Origin of the sequence: Aeromonas sp. L_1B5_3, from assembly GCF_963866575.1 — a bacterium.
Taxonomy (GTDB): domain Bacteria; phylum Pseudomonadota; class Gammaproteobacteria; order Enterobacterales; family Aeromonadaceae; genus Aeromonas; species Aeromonas jandaei.
The window spans coordinates 156,595-172,583 of sequence record NZ_CAWMDN010000095.1 but is presented as its reverse complement, the minus strand read 5'-3'; the positions used below and the strand labels follow the sequence as shown (position 1 = coordinate 172,583).

The window sequence follows — 15,989 nt, the reverse complement described above, 5'->3', positions numbered from 1 at the left end:
TATAACATGGGCGGTCGCGCGCGCCGCAACCGCTTGCCTCTCTCTTGATCAGGATCACCATGTCTCTCATCTTCAGCCAACTGCTCGACGGAGCCCTGAGCGAACAGGTTCCATTTGACCAAATCTGGTTTGCCAGTGAGCAGGGGGTACCCCCCGGTTTCAGCTATCAGGTCAACTTTCCCCGCCTCGAACTGGTGTTCAGCGGCGAGTATCTCAACCAGATCTGGGACAGGGAGGAGGGGGTCAGGGAGATCAGCGTATTGCCGGGACAGGCGCTCTATATTCCCCCCAACGGCTGGAACAAGCCGCTCTGGACCACCGACTGCTCGGTGCTGAGCCTGCTCTTTGGCAAGCGCCAGCTGGGCTTCAGTCTGGTGAGCAAGCGACGGGAAGACCCCGATTTCTTCGATGTGCAAAAGCACAGCATCATGGCGCGAGCGGGCCACGTCATCGAACACATACTGGCGGCGCTCAACGTGCTGGCCGAGGATCCCGGTCGCTCTCCCACCGACGACCACCTGCTGCAGGCGTTGTTGTCGAGTGCTCGGCAACTGCTGATCGCCTCTGCCACAGATCGACCGCGGGGGGCGGATCTCTTCCACGGGATCTGCATCTATATCCAGGAAAATTTTCACCGCCCCATCACCCGCGACTCCATCGCCCACCGCTTCAACGTTTCGGCCAGCCACCTCTCGCACCTGTTTCGCGAGCAGGGCCATATGCGCCTTGCCGATTACATCAGCTGGGTACGGATCGATCGGGCCAAATTCATGCTGAAAAAGTACCGCTTTCGCCTTGAAGAGGTGGCGAGCCGTTGCGGTTACAGCGACGTGAACTACTTCTGCCGGGTGTTCAAGCAGAAGACGGGATTGACCCCGACCCAGTATCGCTCCCTGAGCCAGCCCCAGAACCAGAATCATGAGCTGGCGTGATAAAAACGGGGGCAAAACAGGGGCGCGGTCGGGAGGCAATCGCCACTGTCAAAGAGGCTCTACCTCTTTGGTCTGACATGCGAGCTCGCCATTTTATTATGAAAATGAATGGGCTAAGATGGCCGCGCGCAACAAACAAGTTGATAACAAACGGAAGTTAGGAGATGCCGATGGAAAGCAAAGTAGTTATCCCGACCCAGGGCCAGAAAATCACAGTCGATGCCAGCGGCAAGCTGCAGGTTCCCAACCATCCGATCATTCCGTTTATCGAAGGGGATGGCATCGGTGTTGACGTAACCCCGGCCATGTTGAATGTGGTGAATGCTGCGGTCGAGAAAGCCTACAAGGGCGAGCGCAAGATCGCCTGGATGGAGATCTACACCGGCGAGAAGTCGACTCATGTCTATGGCGAAGGTGCCTGGCTGCCGGCCGAAACCCTCGATTTCATTCGCGAATACTGCGTGGCCATCAAGGGCCCGCTGACCACGCCGGTCGGTGGCGGTATCCGCTCTCTCAACGTGGCGCTGCGTCAGGAGCTGGATCTCTACATCTGCCTGCGCCCGGTGCGTTACTACGACGGCACCCCGAGCCCGGTGAAACGTCCTGATCTGACCGACATGGTGATCTTCCGCGAAAACGCCGAAGACATCTACGCCGGCATCGAGTGGAAGGCCGACAGTGCCGAAGCGAACAAGGTGATCGCCTTCCTGCAAAACGAGATGGGCGTGAAGAAAATTCGCTTCCCCGAGTCCTGCGGGATCGGCATCAAGCCGATGTCCAAGGCCGGTACCGAGCGTCTGGTGCGTGCCGCCATCGAGTATGCCATCGACAACGATCGCGACTCCGTGACCCTGGTGCACAAGGGCAACATCATGAAGTTCACCGAAGGTGCCTTCAAGGATTGGGGTTATGCTCTGGCCCAGAACGAGTATGGTGCCCAGCTGATCGACGGCGGCCCCTGGTGCTCCTTCAAGAACCCGAAAACCGGCAAGACCATCGTCATCAAGGATGTCATCGCCGACGCCTTCCTGCAGCAGATCCTGCTACGTCCGGCCGAGTATGACGTCATCGCCTGTATGAACCTCAACGGCGACTACATCTCCGATGCGCTGGCTGCTCAGGTTGGCGGTATCGGTATCGCACCGGGTGCCAACATTGGTGACGGCGTGGCTCTGTTCGAGGCAACTCACGGTACTGCACCGAAATATGCCGGTCAGGACAAGGTTAACCCGGGCTCGCTGATCCTCTCCGCCGAGATGATGCTGCGCCACATGGGTTGGGTCGAAGCGGCCGATCTCATCATCAAGGGGATGGAAGCGGCGATCCGCAACAAGACCGTCACCTATGACTTTGAGCGTCTGATGGAAGGGGCCACCCTGCGCTCCTGCTCCCAGTTTGCTCAGGACATGATCGACCAGATGTAATCTTCTGCTTGCCAGAAAAGACAAAACCGGCGCCATGGGCGCCGGTTTTTTATCTCGAGTGAGTGAAGAGGATCAGATGTTGGCCGCAACCAGATACTTGGCCATCTCCTCGGCCGGGACCATGCCGCCGCCGGTGGCCCACACCAGATGGGTGGCGCGGGCCATGGTTGTCGCGTCCAGTCCCTGCGCGGTTTGCCATGCCGGATTGGCGGCTACACGCCACGGGCCAGCCATGCCGGCCAGCGCCGAGGGTTCCAGCTTGATCTGCTCATCGCGCGCCAGCAGTCCCAGCAGGTCATACATCTCCTGATCGCTCAGGGTGTAGAAGCCCGCCAGCAGCCGCTCCATGGCGCGGCCGACGAAACCGGAGGCGCGCCCCACCGCGAGTCCATCGGCTGCGGTGAGGTTGTCGATGCCCAGATCCTGCACCGCAATGGCATCGTGCAATCCGGTATGGACCCCCAGCAGCATGCAGGGGGAGTGGGTCGGCTCGGCAAACAGACAGTAGACATGGTCACCAAAGGCGAGCTTGAGACCAAAGGCCACCCCGCCCGGGCCGCCGCCGACGCCGCAGGGCAGGTAGACGAACAGCGGGTGGTCGGCATCCACCTTGATGCCCATCTGGTCGAACTGCTTTTTCACCCGCTCGCCTGCCACCGAGTAGCCGAGGAACAGGGTGCGGGAGTTCTCGTCATCGATAAAGAAGCAGTTGGGATCGCGCTCGGCCTCTTTGCGCCCCTGTTCCACCGCAACCCCGTAATCTTCGGCATATTCGACCACGATGGCGCCATGTTCACGCAGTTTGCGTTTCTTCCACTCCCGCGCGTCGGCCGACATGTGGACGGTGACGGTAAAGCCCAGCTTGGCGCTCATGATGCCGATGGACATGCCAAGGTTGCCGGTGGAGCCTACCGCGATGCTGTACTGGCTGAAAAACTGGCGGAACTCGTCGCTAAAGAGCTTGCGGTAGTCATCCTCTTCGCAGAGCAGTCCCGCCTTGATCGCCAACTGTTCGGCGTGGGTCAGCACCTCGTAGATACCGCCACGGGCCTTGATGGAGCCGGAGATGGGCAGGTGGCTATCTTTTTTCAGCAGCAGTCGACCGGTGACTTCAACCCCGTAGCGCTGGTTGAGCGTAGCCTGCATCGCCGGAATGGCGGTGATGTCGGACTCCAGAATACCGTTGCTGGCGCGGGTCTCGGGGAAGGCTTCGCACATGTAGGGGGCGAAGCGGGCCAGCCGAGCGGAAGCGTCCGCCACATTGTTGTTATCGAGCCCCACATAGGGCAGACCGGCAGCCAGAGTGGTGGCGTTGGGGTTGAACCAGGTGACTGGCTCAAGCGCGGTCAGGGATTGCACCAGTGGAAATTGCGCTGTGAGCTGTTGTACGTCGATGTTTTTCATAGTGTTCTCGGTCTTGTTACACGATAAAGGAGAGCAGGAAGGTACCGGCCAGCGCCATCAGGGAGGCGACAAAGGTGGCGGTGGTGTAGTACTTGAGCGTTTCGTTCAGGGTGGCGCCGCAATACTGCTTGACCAGCCAGAACAGAGAATCAGTCACCATGGTGCAGCCAATGGCACCGGAGCCGATGGCCAGGGTCATGATCTCCGGGCTGATGTTCGGGTAGTGCACCATGATGGGGGAGACGATGGCGGTGGCGCCCATCATGGCGACGGTGGCGGAGCCCACGGCGGCGTGCAGCACGATGGCAACCAGCCAGGCCAGCAGAATGGGGTGCATATCCAGCTGGGAGAGGATTGTGGCCAGGCTATCGCCCAGGCCACTTGCCTTGAGCACCCCGTTGAAGGCGCCACCTGCCCCGATGATGAGCAGAATGTTGGCGATGGAGGAGAAGCACTCCTCGGTCTTGTTAAGCAGTCCCTCCATCTTCATTTGCTGGCGGATCCCCAGCACGTAGTAGGCGGTGAAGGCTGCGATAAACATGGCGGTGATGGGGTTGCCGATAAACTCCAACACGGTGTAGAGGTGGCTGGCGTGATCCATGTTGAGCTCGGCGACCGTCTTGGCCAGCATCAGCAGGATGGGCAGCAGCACGGTAAAGAGCGAGGCGCTCAAGGTCGGGAGAGTTGCCTCATCGCGCGCCTTGATGTCGGCAAAGGCATCGGGTACCCCCTTGAACGGGAGCCGGTTGCCCAGCAGTTTGAGGAACAGGGGGCCGCCGATAAGAGAGGCAAAGAGGCCGACCGCCAGACCATAGACGATGACGGAACCCACATCGGCGCCCAGCTGATTGGTGACATAGAGGGCAGCAGGGTGCGGCGGTACGATGCAGTGCACGGCCATCAGGGCGGTGCAGAGCGGAATGGCCAGCTTGAGCAGCGAGGTGTTGGTCTTGCGGGCGATGGAGAAGGCGAGCGGGATCAGCAGCACCACGCCGACTTCGACAAACAGGGTGATGCCACATACCAGACCAACCAGCACCATGATGACATCCGGCGAAAGCCAGCGGCATCTCTGCAGGGCGAGGCCGATGCGCTCCGCCGCGCCCGACACCTCCATCATCTTGCCGAGTATGGTGCCAAGGCCGATGACGGCGGCGAGAAAGCCGAGCGTGCCGCCAATCCCCTCTTCCATGGCGCTGACCATCTTGAGGGGCTCCATTCCCATCAGGGTGCCCACATAGAAGCTGGCCAGCAGAAGGGCCAGAAAGGGGTGGATCTTGCCCTTCACTATGGTGACCACGATAAGAACGATGCTACTTAGCAAGGTAGCGATGACCCATACCTCTGTACTCATACTGCGCCTCGACATCTGTTGTGTGTGATTGTTTATGCGCTATTGAATGAAAATGAGGCGGGGCTGACAAATGATGAAATCGACCACTTGGGTGAGCTGAGGTGATGCAAAATGGCCTTTTTGGTCACATTTTCTGTAAATGATGTTTATTGGGTCTTTTCATTGCATCTGGAAAGGGGGGCTGCGCGGTATGATGTACGTGAACAGGTGAGAGGAGTTTGAATGTATATCGCGGATCACTACATATCGCGCAACAAGCTGCTGAATGGCTACCAGCTGGCCAAGCTGCACACCTTCGAGGCGGCAGCGCGCCACGGCTCTTTTGCCATGGCTGCTGACGAGCTATCCCTCAGTCCCAGCGCCGTGAGCCACAGGATCAGCGCGCTGGAGGAGGAGCTGGGCTTTCAGCTCTTTGAGCGTTTCCATCGTAAGGTGGTGTTGACGGCGGAAGGGCAGCGGGTGTTCTGGGCGCTTAAATCCTCGCTAGAGTTCATCAATCAGGAGATCCTGGAGATCAGGAATCAGGAGCTCTCGGGCACTCTGACCATCTACTCGCGCCCCTCCATCGCCCAGTGCTGGCTGGTGCCAAGGCTGGCCGACTTCTCAAGACTGCATCCCCAGATCGAGCTGAACATTGTGACTGGCAACGAGAACATCAATCTGCACGGTTATGGCATCGATCTGACCCTCTACTTCGATGAGAAGGTACCGGAGCGGCTCGCCATCCACCATCTGATGGATGAGTACATAGTGCCGGTTTGCAGCCCCGAATATGCCATGCAACACAACCTGCTGGAGAATCCCGGTAACTTGCAGCACTGTCGGCTGCTGCACGATCGGCAGGCCTGGGGGTATGACTCCGATGGCGATGAGTGGGAGAGCTGGGCACGCCACCACGGAGTGAGCCTCGCTGAATGCCGGCTCAATATGGGCTTTGATCGCTCCGATCTCGCCATCATTGCCGCCATGAACCACGGGGGCGTCGCCATGGGACGCAAGAATCTGGTGAGCAAGCGGCTGGCGCGCAACGAACTGGTGACCCCGTTTTCGGGCAGTGAGGTGAAGTGCGAGCAGCGTTACTACATTGCGACCCTGCCCAATCGTCAGTGTCCCAAGATCCAGGCGTTTATTGAGTGGGCGCAGCAGATGGCGCAAGAGACGGCATCGGCCTGATGAGGCCGGTTGCTGGAAAAACAGGGGTTATTGGGGGAGGGGATAAACAAGCGCCTTGCAGCGCGGTGCTGCAAGGCGAATAGTCGAAGGATCAGGTGGTTCTTTCCAGATGGTGCTGGTAAATCTGCTGCCACTTGTCCAGCTCGGTCTCATCCCCTTGCTGCTGCCAGAACTCGCAGATGGAGCTGGCAAGCTCGGATGCCATGGCGTGGTCGCCATCGCGGCGGCTCATCAGATATTGTCCAAGCCAGCTTTGGTACTGTTTCATTGCACGATCTCCTTATCAATTTGACGATTGATACTGCGGCTGCGACGGCTCCACACCCTGAACGGGCCCGGTCGCAGGCACCTTGCGCCTTGTCTGCGGATCTTCCTGTTTTTCGCCGTTATAAGTGTCAATTCAGACAGATAGCGGTCGAGAAAGGAGCGAAGGTGTCAAAAATTGGCCACTACCTTATCACAAAAAGATGTGAAGATCAGGTTTTGGGGTCAATTGGGTTATAAATCGGGCGAAAATTGAGCCGGATAGCGACAGAAGGGGCCAGAAAGCTTGCGCCCTATCTTGTCTGTTGCGGGCTGTATGGCTGGAAAATTACTGAGTGAGGCGGCGTGCCTGCCAGTAGCGGCTGTTCCAGTAGACATTGTCGAGCCGCGAGCGGATCACCCCCTTGCTGGTGGAGGCGTGGATAAACTCCCCGGCACCGGTGTAGACCCCCACGTGATACTGCTGCCAGCCGGTCTTGAAGAAGACCAGATCGCCATGCTGCAGCCGGTAGCGATCGACGGGTTGGCCGATATTGGCCTGGGATTCGGTGGTTCTTGGCAGGTTGACCCCCAGCACCTGGTTGTAGGCGAGCTGGGTGAAGGCAGAGCAGTCGAGCCCGGCGCGGCTGGTGCCGCCCATCCGGTAAGGGACACCGCGCCACTGCTGATAGAAGCCGTCGAAGGCGCTGCTCTGGCGCGGGGCCGGTGGCGGCTCAGGCGTACTGGAACAGGCGGCCAGCAGCAGGGTCAGCAGGATCAGCAGCAACGGACGGTACATCGGGGCACATTCTCCAGATCAAACGTGGCAAAACAGGTGCGACAGGACACGTTCGGCACGACAACTTTTCCATCATAAACAAGGTATTGGTCAGATACCTAGCTAGATGTGACGAAAATGGTCGTTTTGTTGCAAAAAAACGCCAGCACGGTGGCTGGCGCTTGGGGTCTGGCGTCACAGGTCAGGAGACGGGGCTGATCAGCGGCTTGAGCAGCTCGGCCAGCTTGTAGAAGGTCTGCACCCGGGTGGTGCTGGGGCGCCACACCAGCCCGATCTCGCGATAGGGGTGTTCGCCCGGCAGCGGGATGGCCACCAGATCGGAGTTGTCGAGAATACCTGCGTCGATGGCCATCTGAGGCAGGAAGGTGGTGCCAAGACCCGCCTCCACCATCTGCACCAAGGTGTGCAGGCTGGTGGCGGCGAACGGGTTGATCTTGCTCTTGTCCCGCAGTCGGCAGGCGCTCACCGCATGCTCGGTCAGGCAGTGCTCCCGCTCCAGCAGGAAGATGCTCTGGTTGGGCAGCTCCTTGTAGTCGAACGGGGTGTGCAGACCGGCCGCCATGCTGGCGGGCATCACCATGTGGAAGGGGTCCTGACCGACCGTCTTGCAGTGAAAGCCGCCAATCTCGATGGGCAGGGCAAGGATCAGCAGATCGAGCTGCCCCTGCTCAAGCTGTTTGAGCAGATTGCTGGTGGTATCTTCCCGCAGCAACAATTCGAGATCAGGATAGGCCTTGCTGCACTCTTTGAGCAGCTTGCTCAGGAGGAAGGGGGCAATGGTGGGGATGCAGCCGAGCCGCACCGTGCCCTGCATCACCCCACCCTGATTGAGGCCAAGCTCCATCAGATCCCGCGCATCGGAGAGCAAATTGCGAGCTCGCTCGACGATTTCCATGCCGACCGGGGTCATAATGAAGCTCTTGTGGTCACGCTCCACCAGTTGCAGGTTCATCATGTCCTCCAGCGTCTGGATCCCGGTACTCAGGGTCGATTGACTGACATGACAGGCCTTGGCGGCGCGATTGAAGTTCTTGTGCTCGTCGAGAGCAACCAGATATTGCAGCTGTTTGAGGCTGGGCCAACGTTGCATAGAAAAACCCGATTAATGCTATCTATTTAATTTGATTTACTAATCTACCACCGGGTATATAGTTTGTCGCTTGAATTAGACGGACTTGGCTCTAGGTAGCCCAATCCTGACTGGATTGTTCACTTCACATAAAGAGGAATTGAATATGGTATTGGTAGGCCGTCCCGCACCCGATTTTACCGCTGCAGCTGTTCTGGGTAATGGTGAGATTGTTGACACTTTCACCCTGTCATCCCACATCAAAGGCAAAGCTGCCGTTGTCTTCTTCTATCCGCTCGATTTCACCTTCGTTTGCCCGTCCGAGCTGATTGCCTTCGACCACCGCTATGAAGAGTTCCAGAAGCGTGGCGTGGAAGTGATCGGTGTTTCCATCGATTCCCAGTTCTCCCACAACGCATGGCGCAACACCAAAGTGGAAGATGGTGGTATCGGTCAGGTCAAGTACCCGCTGATCGCCGACGTCAAGCACGAAATCTGCAAAGCCTACGACGTTGAGCATCCGGAAGCCGGTGTTGCTTTCCGTGGCTCCTTCCTGATCGACAAGAGCGGTGTTGTTCGTCACCAGGTTGTCAACGATCTGCCGCTGGGCCGCAACATCGACGAAATGCTGCGCATGGTCGACGCCCTGCAGTTCCACGAAGAGCACGGCGAAGTGTGCCCGGCTCAGTGGGAAAAAGGCAAAAAAGGTATGCAAGCCTCTCCGGACGGCGTTGCCAAGTACCTGTCCGAGAACGCTGACTCCCTGTAATCGGGTTAGCTCTCTGCTTGAAAAACCGGTGCCAAGGCACCGGTTTTTTGATATCTGCAATTTATTGCTCCGATGTTCATAGCGCAAGGTCATGCGGGTCTTGCTCATTGCCCATGGCTGGAGCCCGGGATGATGGTGTCGGGCAAGAGAGCGGGCGCAGTTCCCGGCAGGCCATGGCACATCGGGCCGCCATCTGGCGCTGAAATTGTTTCACCTACGCAACGGATATCAAGATTTCCCATCTTAATTTGCAACAATATGAGTCCAGGAGTGGACATAAGAGTCGCCGGAATAGGCGCTAGTGAAGCGCCGTGTTGGCCCTTATCAGCAAGAGGATCGTGGGCAAGCGGCATGGCTGCGAGAGTTGGGCGGTGCGCAGTGGTTTGCCCGCAGAGAAATGCGAAGGATAAAAAAAGCGCGCCTTGGGCGCGCTTTTTTGCGGGAATCAGCGGCTATTCGTCAAAGACCCCGAAGTGCTCCTTGGCGAAGTTGACCCGCTGCTCCACGTTCATCTTCACCTGACCCAGCTTCTCGATGGTCTTGAGGTTGGGCACCAGACCGCGGCCGTTGGCGATTTGAATGGCCAGACCCGGGCGGGCGTTGAGCTCCAGCAGCATGGGGCCGCGGAACTTGTCGAGCACCATGTCGGTACCGATATAGCCCAGACCCGACATCTCGTAGCAGGAGGCGGCCAGCGTCAGCAGGGTATCCCAGTGGGGCACCTTGAGCTCGTAGAGATCGAGGCCGGTATCCGGATGGTGGCGCAGCGGATTGCCAAACTGCACCGCCCGCAGGGCACGGCCGGTACGCAGGCAGAGACCCACGCCCACAGCGCCCTGGTGCAGGTTCGCCTTGCCATCGGAAGCCGAGGTAGAGAGGCGCATCATCGCCATCACCGGGAAGCCCTTGAAGATGATCACCCGGGCATCGGGCACCCCTTCGAACGAGTAGCCATCGAACACGTCATCGAAGTTGATGAGGCCTTCGACCAGCGCCACGTCGGGCTTGCCGCCCAGCGAATAGAGCCCCGCCAGAATGTTGGAGACATGGCGCTCCAGATCCTGACCGTTGCTGGCACTGCCGTTGGGTTTGTAGAAGAGGCCATCTTCCTGACGCAGGATCACCAGGATCCCCTTGCCGCCGGAGCCGCGCGCCGGCTTGATGCAGAAGCCCGGCCAATCCTTGACCAGCTCGGTGATGCGACCCACGTCGTGCTGGGCGCGGATGGTGCCGATCAATTCCGGCACCGTTACGCCTGCATCGAGCGCGATACGCTTGGTCTGCAGCTTGTCATCCACCAGCGGATAGAGGCTGCGCGGATTGTAGCGACTGATGTAGGAGTGGTTGCGCTTGTTCATGCCGAGGATGCCTGCCTGCGACAGGCTCCACGGGGTGGTGTACTTTTCCCAGAACCACATCTGTTACTTGTCCTTACCCGGGGTGGTACCGGAACGCATCTCGTCTACCAGCGGCTTGAAGCGCTTGAGTTCGCTCAGCTTGTAGCCGGTGTAGTTACCCATCAACAACACGGTCGCCATCAGCACCAGCTGCAGGCCGAGGAAGTTGAAGGTGAGGTGACGAATGAGCTCGTTATCCATGGCCAGATAGGCGATGACTGCCACCAGCAGGGAGCCGCCACCCTGGCGGAATACCTCTTTCGGGCCCTCTTCTTCCCACAGGATGGACATCCGTTCGATGGTCCAGGAGAGGATAATCATCGGGAAGAAGGTGATCTTCATGCCGTCGGTCAACCCCAGCTTGAAGGCAAACGCCGAGAAGACCCCGATCAACGAGATAACCATGATGATGATGGCCGATATCCGCGCGACCAGCAGCAGGTTGAGCCGCGACAGGTAGGAGCGGATCACCAGACCGGTGCCGACGATAAGCAGGAAGCCCACCAGACCGGTGATCAGCTGGGTCTGGATAAAGGCCACCGCGATCAGCACCGGCATAAAGGTACCGGAGGTCTTGATCCCGACGATGACCCGCAGGAACACTACCATCAGCACGCCGATGGGGATCAGCAGCAAGCCCTTGAACAGGGTCTGCTCTTCCAGCGGCAGGCTGTGGATGGAGAAGTTCATCATCTCTGACTTTTCAAACTTCTGGGCCAGCGCCACGCTCACCGGTTGCTCCTGCTCGATCATCGAGAAGCTTACCTTGGAGTTGTGGCCGCCAGTCACATCCAGCAGTGAGCCGGAGTTGTATTCCCACAGCAGCAGGTTGCCAGGACGGCCCTGTTCGCCGGTCTGCGGGTTGAACAGCTTGTAGTCGGTCGGGCTGTTGAACACCTGCAGGTAATCGACCAGCTCCTGACGACGGCGACCATCTTCTAGGCTCAGGGCGTGGACGACGCGGGCCGGTACGTCAGCATTGTTGAGCAGCTCGGCGATCAGGTTGGCGCGGCTCTTGTGCTTTTTCAGCAGCTCGGCGTTCTGCTCCTGCTTCTCGATCTCCTTGATGATCTCGCGAGTCAGGGTGTAGCCGTCGGCAGAGCGCTCCTGGGCGCGCTCCAGGATCTGCTTCATGGCGGTGGCGTAGGGCTCGCTCTCGATCTGCTTCTCGATGGCGGGCGGCTGCGGGTTGGCAGCCGGCTTGGCGTGCGCATCCGCCATCATGTCGACGCGGTAGTAGAGCTCCTGACGGCCGGAGGCGGTGCGGATCGACCACTCGGCGCGCGCATCGCCATCCTTCTCGACGAAGGAGAGGCCGTAGCCGGGGCTGGCGGCGTTTTCGTTCATCAGGGTAAAGCCGGGCTGGGTACCCGGAATGGCCAGGGAGGCGATCACCGGCTCACCGGTGGCTTCAAACTCCAGCTTGGCTTCGATAGACCAGATCTGGCGCTTTTCACCGGGCGTGAGCGGAACGTCCAACGCGATGTGGTGATAGATCGTCATCCCCAGGCCGACAATGTACAGCAGGGCTACCAGCAAATAGAACGGCTTACGGGAAACCATGGATTATTTCACATCCTTGAGCTTGGGTTTTGGTTGGATATATTCGCGGGCCACATCGACCACAGCGATATCTTTCAGGAATTCACGACCCAGCAGCACGGGGAAGGCCATGTCGCTACGATCTTTCAGGGTAAATTCGGCCTTCTCGGTCATGTCGCCGATGCGCACGGTCAGACGTACCACGGGACGGCGGTCGAGATCGTCGGCAGAGGCCTGACGTACCCGCACGTGGCGTACCAGCGGAGCTTCGATCTGGATCTTGTCGTCGGCGTCCTGATGGCTCAGCAGGAAGCGAACCCAGTTTTTGCCGTTGCGCTCGAAAATGGTGATCTCCTGAGCGCTGATGGAGGAGGTGGTCGCACCGGTATCGACCCGGGCCTGGAAGGCGTCATTGGCGGCATCCACCCAGATCCACTCTGCTTCACCCACCATCAGCTTGCCATCGATGGTGTGACCCTGATTGGGCACCGGGCACTTCTCGGCTGGTACAGCCATCGGCTTGGGCGGCTCGGAGGGGAGGGCGGCGATCTTGTGATCTACTTGTTTGACGGACTCTTTCATATTGGTGACATCTGTATTGAGCTGAACCAGCAGGTGCTGTTGCTGCACATACTGCTTCTGTTGCTGCTCCATGGATGTTTGCAGGCGCTGCTCGCTCTGGCTCAGCTCGCTACGCAACTCGGCCAGTGTCAGTGCAGGAACCTGGGGCGCTTTTTCCATATTGACACACCCGCCGAGACTGAGCAGGGAGAGCAGGGTCATTCCTTTTAATTTGCTTTTCATGTCATTCATTTAACTGTGCTTCCTGGAATTGGGTCAGTGTAACTTCCACAGCCGCCATCGGCTAGTCTTTGGCCTTTCTGGCAATCAGTACGGCACGTTTTGGTGCCGGATGTCCTTCTACCGTGAGTGCCGGATTGTCTGGGTCCAGATAATCACTCAGGGATTCATTAATCATCCAGTCGGTACGACGCTGTTCGTCCGTGCTGGTCATATTTTCATCGACAATCCGCACGTCGGTGAAGCCACAGCGCTCGACCCACAGCTTGAGGGCGGCGCTGGATGGAATAAACCAGACATTGCGCATCTTGCCGTAGCGGTCGGTGGGCATCAGCACATCATTGACACCGCCGTCAATCACCAGCGTCTCCAGCACCAGCTCGCCATCATCCTTGAGCTGGTTGCGCAGCTGCTCGATGTGCTCGATGGGGGATTTGCGGTGATAGAGCACTCCCATGGAGAAGACGGTGTCAAACGCCCGCAGCTCAGGCAGCTCCTGAATGCCGAGCGGCAGCAGGTGGGCACGCTGGTCGTTGCCGGCGAAGTGGCGAATCGCCTCGAACTGGCAGAGGAACAGCGGGCTCGGATCGATGCCGACCGCGAGCTTGGCCCCTTCACCCACCATGCGCCAGAGGTGATAGCCGCTGCCGCAGCCCACATCCAGCACGTAGCGGCCTTCAAGCGGGCTGATATGGGGCAAGACCCGATCCCACTTCCAGTCGGAGCGCCACTCGGTGTCGATATGGATGCCGTGCACGGTGAACGGCCCCTTGCGCCAGGGCATGAAGTGGCGCAGCAGGCTCTCGACCTTCTTGCGCTCTCCTTCACCCAGGCTCTCGGCCGAGCCGATTTCGACCCGGCTTTTCAGCTCGACGTGGTCGGGGGCGACGGCCGGCAGCTTGTTGAGGGCGCGGTTCCAGCGCGGCAGATCGCCGTGCTGGTTATCGTGTTGCCAGGCGTGCAGCTGGGCGGGCAGGGTATGCAGCCAGTGGCTCAGCCGGTTCTTGGCGATCAGTTGATAGAAGTTGGCAAAGTCGATCATGGCTGGGCGTCGCTGGATTTGATGGCAATCATGGAGCCGAAGTTGAAACACTGGAACCAGAGATCCTGATGGACGAAACCGGCGTCGCGCAGGCGCGCCTGATGTACCGGCAAGCTGTCGGTGCGCATCACGTTCTCAAGGGCGGTGCGCTTCTGGCTGATCTCCAGCTCGCTATAACCGTTGGCGCGCTTGAAGTCGAGGTGCAGATCGATGAGCAGCTCGTTGACCGGCTGATCCTCGAAGCGGAACTTCTCGCTCAGGATCAGGATCCCGCCCGGGCGCAGACCGTCGTGAATGCGCTGGATTAGGGCAGCCCGTTTCTCGGGCTCGACAAACTGCAGGGTGAAGTTGAGCACCACCACCGAGGCGTTCTCAATCTCGATGTCGCAGATATCCGCCTCCACCAGTTCCACCGGCACCTCGGATTTGAAACCGGAGAGGTGGGCACGGGCGCGCTCGATCATCGGGTGGGAGAGGTCCACCGCCGTGATGCGGCAACCGGGCTGGCTGATATGGCGGCGCATCGCCTGAGTGGCGGCGCCCAGCGAACAGCCGAGGTCATAGAGTCGGCTCTGTGGCTGGGCGTAGCGGGCGGCCATCATGCCGATGGCTGAGATGATGTTGCTGTAACCCGGCACCGAGCGCTGGATCATGTCGGGAAAGACATCGACGACCTGTTCGTCAAAACAGAAATCACCCAAACGGGCGATGGGGGCGGCAAATATTTGATCTTTGGTATGCATGCTGGCGCAACCTGACAGCCGGCATATCGGCCGACTGCTTTGTTCAATTGAATCGTTGGGTGGCACCCGTCTGGGGGTGGCTCATCACCTGTTTACGAACGGGGTGGCCGGTCATGAGCTCCTGGTGACCGGTCCTGTTCGTAGGGGTCATCTCCGGACCCTTATCGGGAGCCGAGTCATTTGTTACCACTGATTAACAGTAACGGTGACAGGGCTCCTTGCATGGGGCGCTAGTGTAGAGGATTGACGGCCATTTGTCTTGACGCCGGGCCCCGCCAAACCACAAAAATCGCCCTTTTTTTACTGCGTTTTCGGGGCTCTGCGAGGGTTGCTTGTGCCACTGGTTAAAAGGGCAGCACTCCCTGCCGCGCGCGATCGTTTTCCCCCGGCCAGGGGGCCATCTCTTGCCCCAGCAGGCGGCTTACCTGACGGGCCAGTTCGGGGGCTTGGGCGTTGTCGGCGGTGTGGATGTAGAGGTAAAGATCCTTCCCCTCGGCCAGCCATTGGCGCCAATGGGGTATCCAGCTGGGTAGGAAAGGGTGGTTGGCCGCCGGGTCCGGCAGGCCAATCAGGCGCACCATGGGGGCGTTGGCGGTGGCCAGCAGATGCACCGGCAGGCGCGGCTTTTTACCCTGGGCATCAATCAGGGCCGCTGTGGTGGCTGGTACCGAGAAGAGCGGGCGACTGTCGAGCATCACCCGGTTGACCCCTTGTTCCATCAGCAGCCGGTTCAATGCCCGTTCGGCCTCCCCCTTGGCGAAGAAGTCGGGATGGCGCACCTCGAGGGCGTAGCGAAACGCCGGCGGCAACCGTTCGATAAAGGCCGCAAGCCGGGGCAGCCCTTCCGGGCCGAAGCGGGCAGGCAGTTGCAGGGTGAGCTGTCCCAGCTTGTCGTGCAGCGGGGCGAGCAGGCGGATAAAGTCGGCTACCTGTTTGTCTGCGCTCACCAGATCGCTCTGGTGGCTGATGGTTTGTGGAAACTTGAAGTTGAAGCGAAAGTGATCAGGCACCGCATCGGCCCAGCGCTGCACCGTATCGGGGGTCGGCAGGGCGTAGAAAGTGGTGTTGCCCTCCACCGAGTTGAAGACGGTCGCGTAGTGGGCGAGGTGCTCGGCGGGCTTGGCGCCCAGACCCAGCAGCTGGCCTGGCCAGGCGGGGTGGGACCACTGCGGCAGGCCCAAATAGAGGCTCATGGCGACGTCTCTCTCTGATTTTGGTGAATTCGGGCCCCTTTTTTTGCCACTTTTTGCCATCCAGAGCAAAAAACAGGTGAAAGGAGGCTGCTGGCCATTTTACC

At 59.3% G+C, this 15,989-nt stretch carries 15 protein-coding genes; 4 read left to right on the top strand and 11 right to left on the bottom strand.

The window, feature by feature from the left end; genetic code table 11:
• The first annotated feature begins 59 nt into the window (after positions 1–59).
• Entirely contained in the window at positions 60–932 is an 873-nt protein-coding gene (locus AACR93_RS06425; protein WP_043849509.1) for a helix-turn-helix transcriptional regulator, read from the top strand.
• Between the two features lie 170 nt (positions 933–1,102).
• Positions 1,103–2,356, top strand: coding sequence for an NADP-dependent isocitrate dehydrogenase (icd, locus tag AACR93_RS06420; RefSeq protein ID WP_033114311.1), 1,254 nt, complete (start codon positions 1,103–1,105; stop codon positions 2,354–2,356).
• A 72-nt stretch (positions 2,357–2,428) separates the two neighbouring features.
• On the opposite strand, the gene AACR93_RS06415 is transcribed toward icd, so the two are convergent.
• The gene (locus AACR93_RS06415) at positions 2,429–3,760 is read right to left on the bottom strand and encodes a D-serine ammonia-lyase (RefSeq protein WP_043849508.1); all 1,332 of its coding nucleotides are present in this window, start codon (positions 3,758–3,760) and stop codon (positions 2,429–2,431) included.
• Between the two features lie 16 nt (positions 3,761–3,776).
• Positions 3,777–5,114, bottom strand: coding sequence for a D-serine transporter DsdX (gene dsdX, locus AACR93_RS06410; RefSeq protein ID WP_043849507.1), 1,338 nt, complete (start codon positions 5,112–5,114; stop codon positions 3,777–3,779).
• 222 nt (positions 5,115–5,336) lie between these two features.
• On the opposite strand from dsdX, the gene dsdC reads away from it, so the two are divergent.
• Complete coding sequence (dsdC, locus tag AACR93_RS06405) at positions 5,337–6,287, top strand: DNA-binding transcriptional regulator DsdC (protein WP_043849506.1); 951 nt, start codon at positions 5,337–5,339, stop codon at positions 6,285–6,287.
• A gap of 91 nt (positions 6,288–6,378) precedes the next feature.
• Here the strand turns inward: dsdC and AACR93_RS06400 are convergent, their stop codons facing one another.
• The 3 genes from AACR93_RS06400 to AACR93_RS06390 form a co-directional block, all read right to left on the bottom strand.
• Positions 6,379–6,555 carry a hypothetical protein gene (locus AACR93_RS06400; RefSeq protein WP_104014414.1) on the bottom strand — a complete coding sequence of 59 codons (177 nt, stop codon included), beginning with the start codon at positions 6,553–6,555 and terminating at the stop codon, positions 6,379–6,381.
• A 324-nt stretch (positions 6,556–6,879) separates the two neighbouring features.
• Positions 6,880–7,329 carry a C40 family peptidase gene (locus AACR93_RS06395; RefSeq protein WP_041208586.1) on the bottom strand — a complete coding sequence of 150 codons (450 nt, stop codon included), beginning with the start codon at positions 7,327–7,329 and terminating at the stop codon, positions 6,880–6,882.
• A gap of 181 nt (positions 7,330–7,510) precedes the next feature.
• Complete coding sequence (locus AACR93_RS06390; protein WP_041208585.1) at positions 7,511–8,419, bottom strand: hydrogen peroxide-inducible genes activator; 909 nt, start codon at positions 8,417–8,419, stop codon at positions 7,511–7,513.
• Between the two features lie 145 nt (positions 8,420–8,564).
• Between AACR93_RS06390 and AACR93_RS06385 the strand changes: the two genes are divergently transcribed.
• On the top strand, positions 8,565–9,167 hold the full coding sequence (locus AACR93_RS06385; RefSeq protein WP_043849505.1) for a peroxiredoxin C: 603 nt from the start codon (positions 8,565–8,567) through the stop codon (positions 9,165–9,167).
• A gap of 452 nt (positions 9,168–9,619) precedes the next feature.
• Here AACR93_RS06385 and AACR93_RS06380 read toward each other — a convergent pair whose 3' ends face one another.
• The 6 genes from AACR93_RS06380 to AACR93_RS06355 form a co-directional block, all read right to left on the bottom strand.
• Positions 9,620–10,585, bottom strand: coding sequence for an alpha-L-glutamate ligase-like protein (locus AACR93_RS06380; RefSeq protein ID WP_033114318.1), 966 nt, complete (start codon positions 10,583–10,585; stop codon positions 9,620–9,622).
• A gap of 3 nt (positions 10,586–10,588) precedes the next feature.
• Positions 10,589–12,127, bottom strand: a complete 1,539-nt coding sequence (locus AACR93_RS06375) for an inactive transglutaminase family protein (RefSeq protein WP_043849504.1) — start codon at positions 12,125–12,127, stop codon at positions 10,589–10,591.
• Between the two features lie 3 nt (positions 12,128–12,130).
• Positions 12,131–12,919, bottom strand: coding sequence for an ATP-dependent zinc protease family protein (locus AACR93_RS06370; protein WP_033114320.1), 789 nt, complete (start codon positions 12,917–12,919; stop codon positions 12,131–12,133).
• Between the two features lie 52 nt (positions 12,920–12,971).
• Complete coding sequence (gene cmoB, locus AACR93_RS06365; protein WP_043849503.1) at positions 12,972–13,949, bottom strand: tRNA 5-methoxyuridine(34)/uridine 5-oxyacetic acid(34) synthase CmoB; 978 nt, start codon at positions 13,947–13,949, stop codon at positions 12,972–12,974.
• Complete coding sequence (gene cmoA / locus AACR93_RS06360) at positions 13,946–14,692, bottom strand: carboxy-S-adenosyl-L-methionine synthase CmoA (RefSeq protein WP_043849502.1); 747 nt, start codon at positions 14,690–14,692, stop codon at positions 13,946–13,948. Before cmoA ends, cmoB begins: the two co-directional genes overlap by 4 nt.
• 344 nt (positions 14,693–15,036) lie before the next feature.
• The gene (locus tag AACR93_RS06355) at positions 15,037–15,885 is read right to left on the bottom strand and encodes a DUF72 domain-containing protein (protein ID WP_043849501.1); all 849 of its coding nucleotides are present in this window, start codon (positions 15,883–15,885) and stop codon (positions 15,037–15,039) included.
• Between the last annotated feature and the right edge of the window lie 104 nt (positions 15,886–15,989).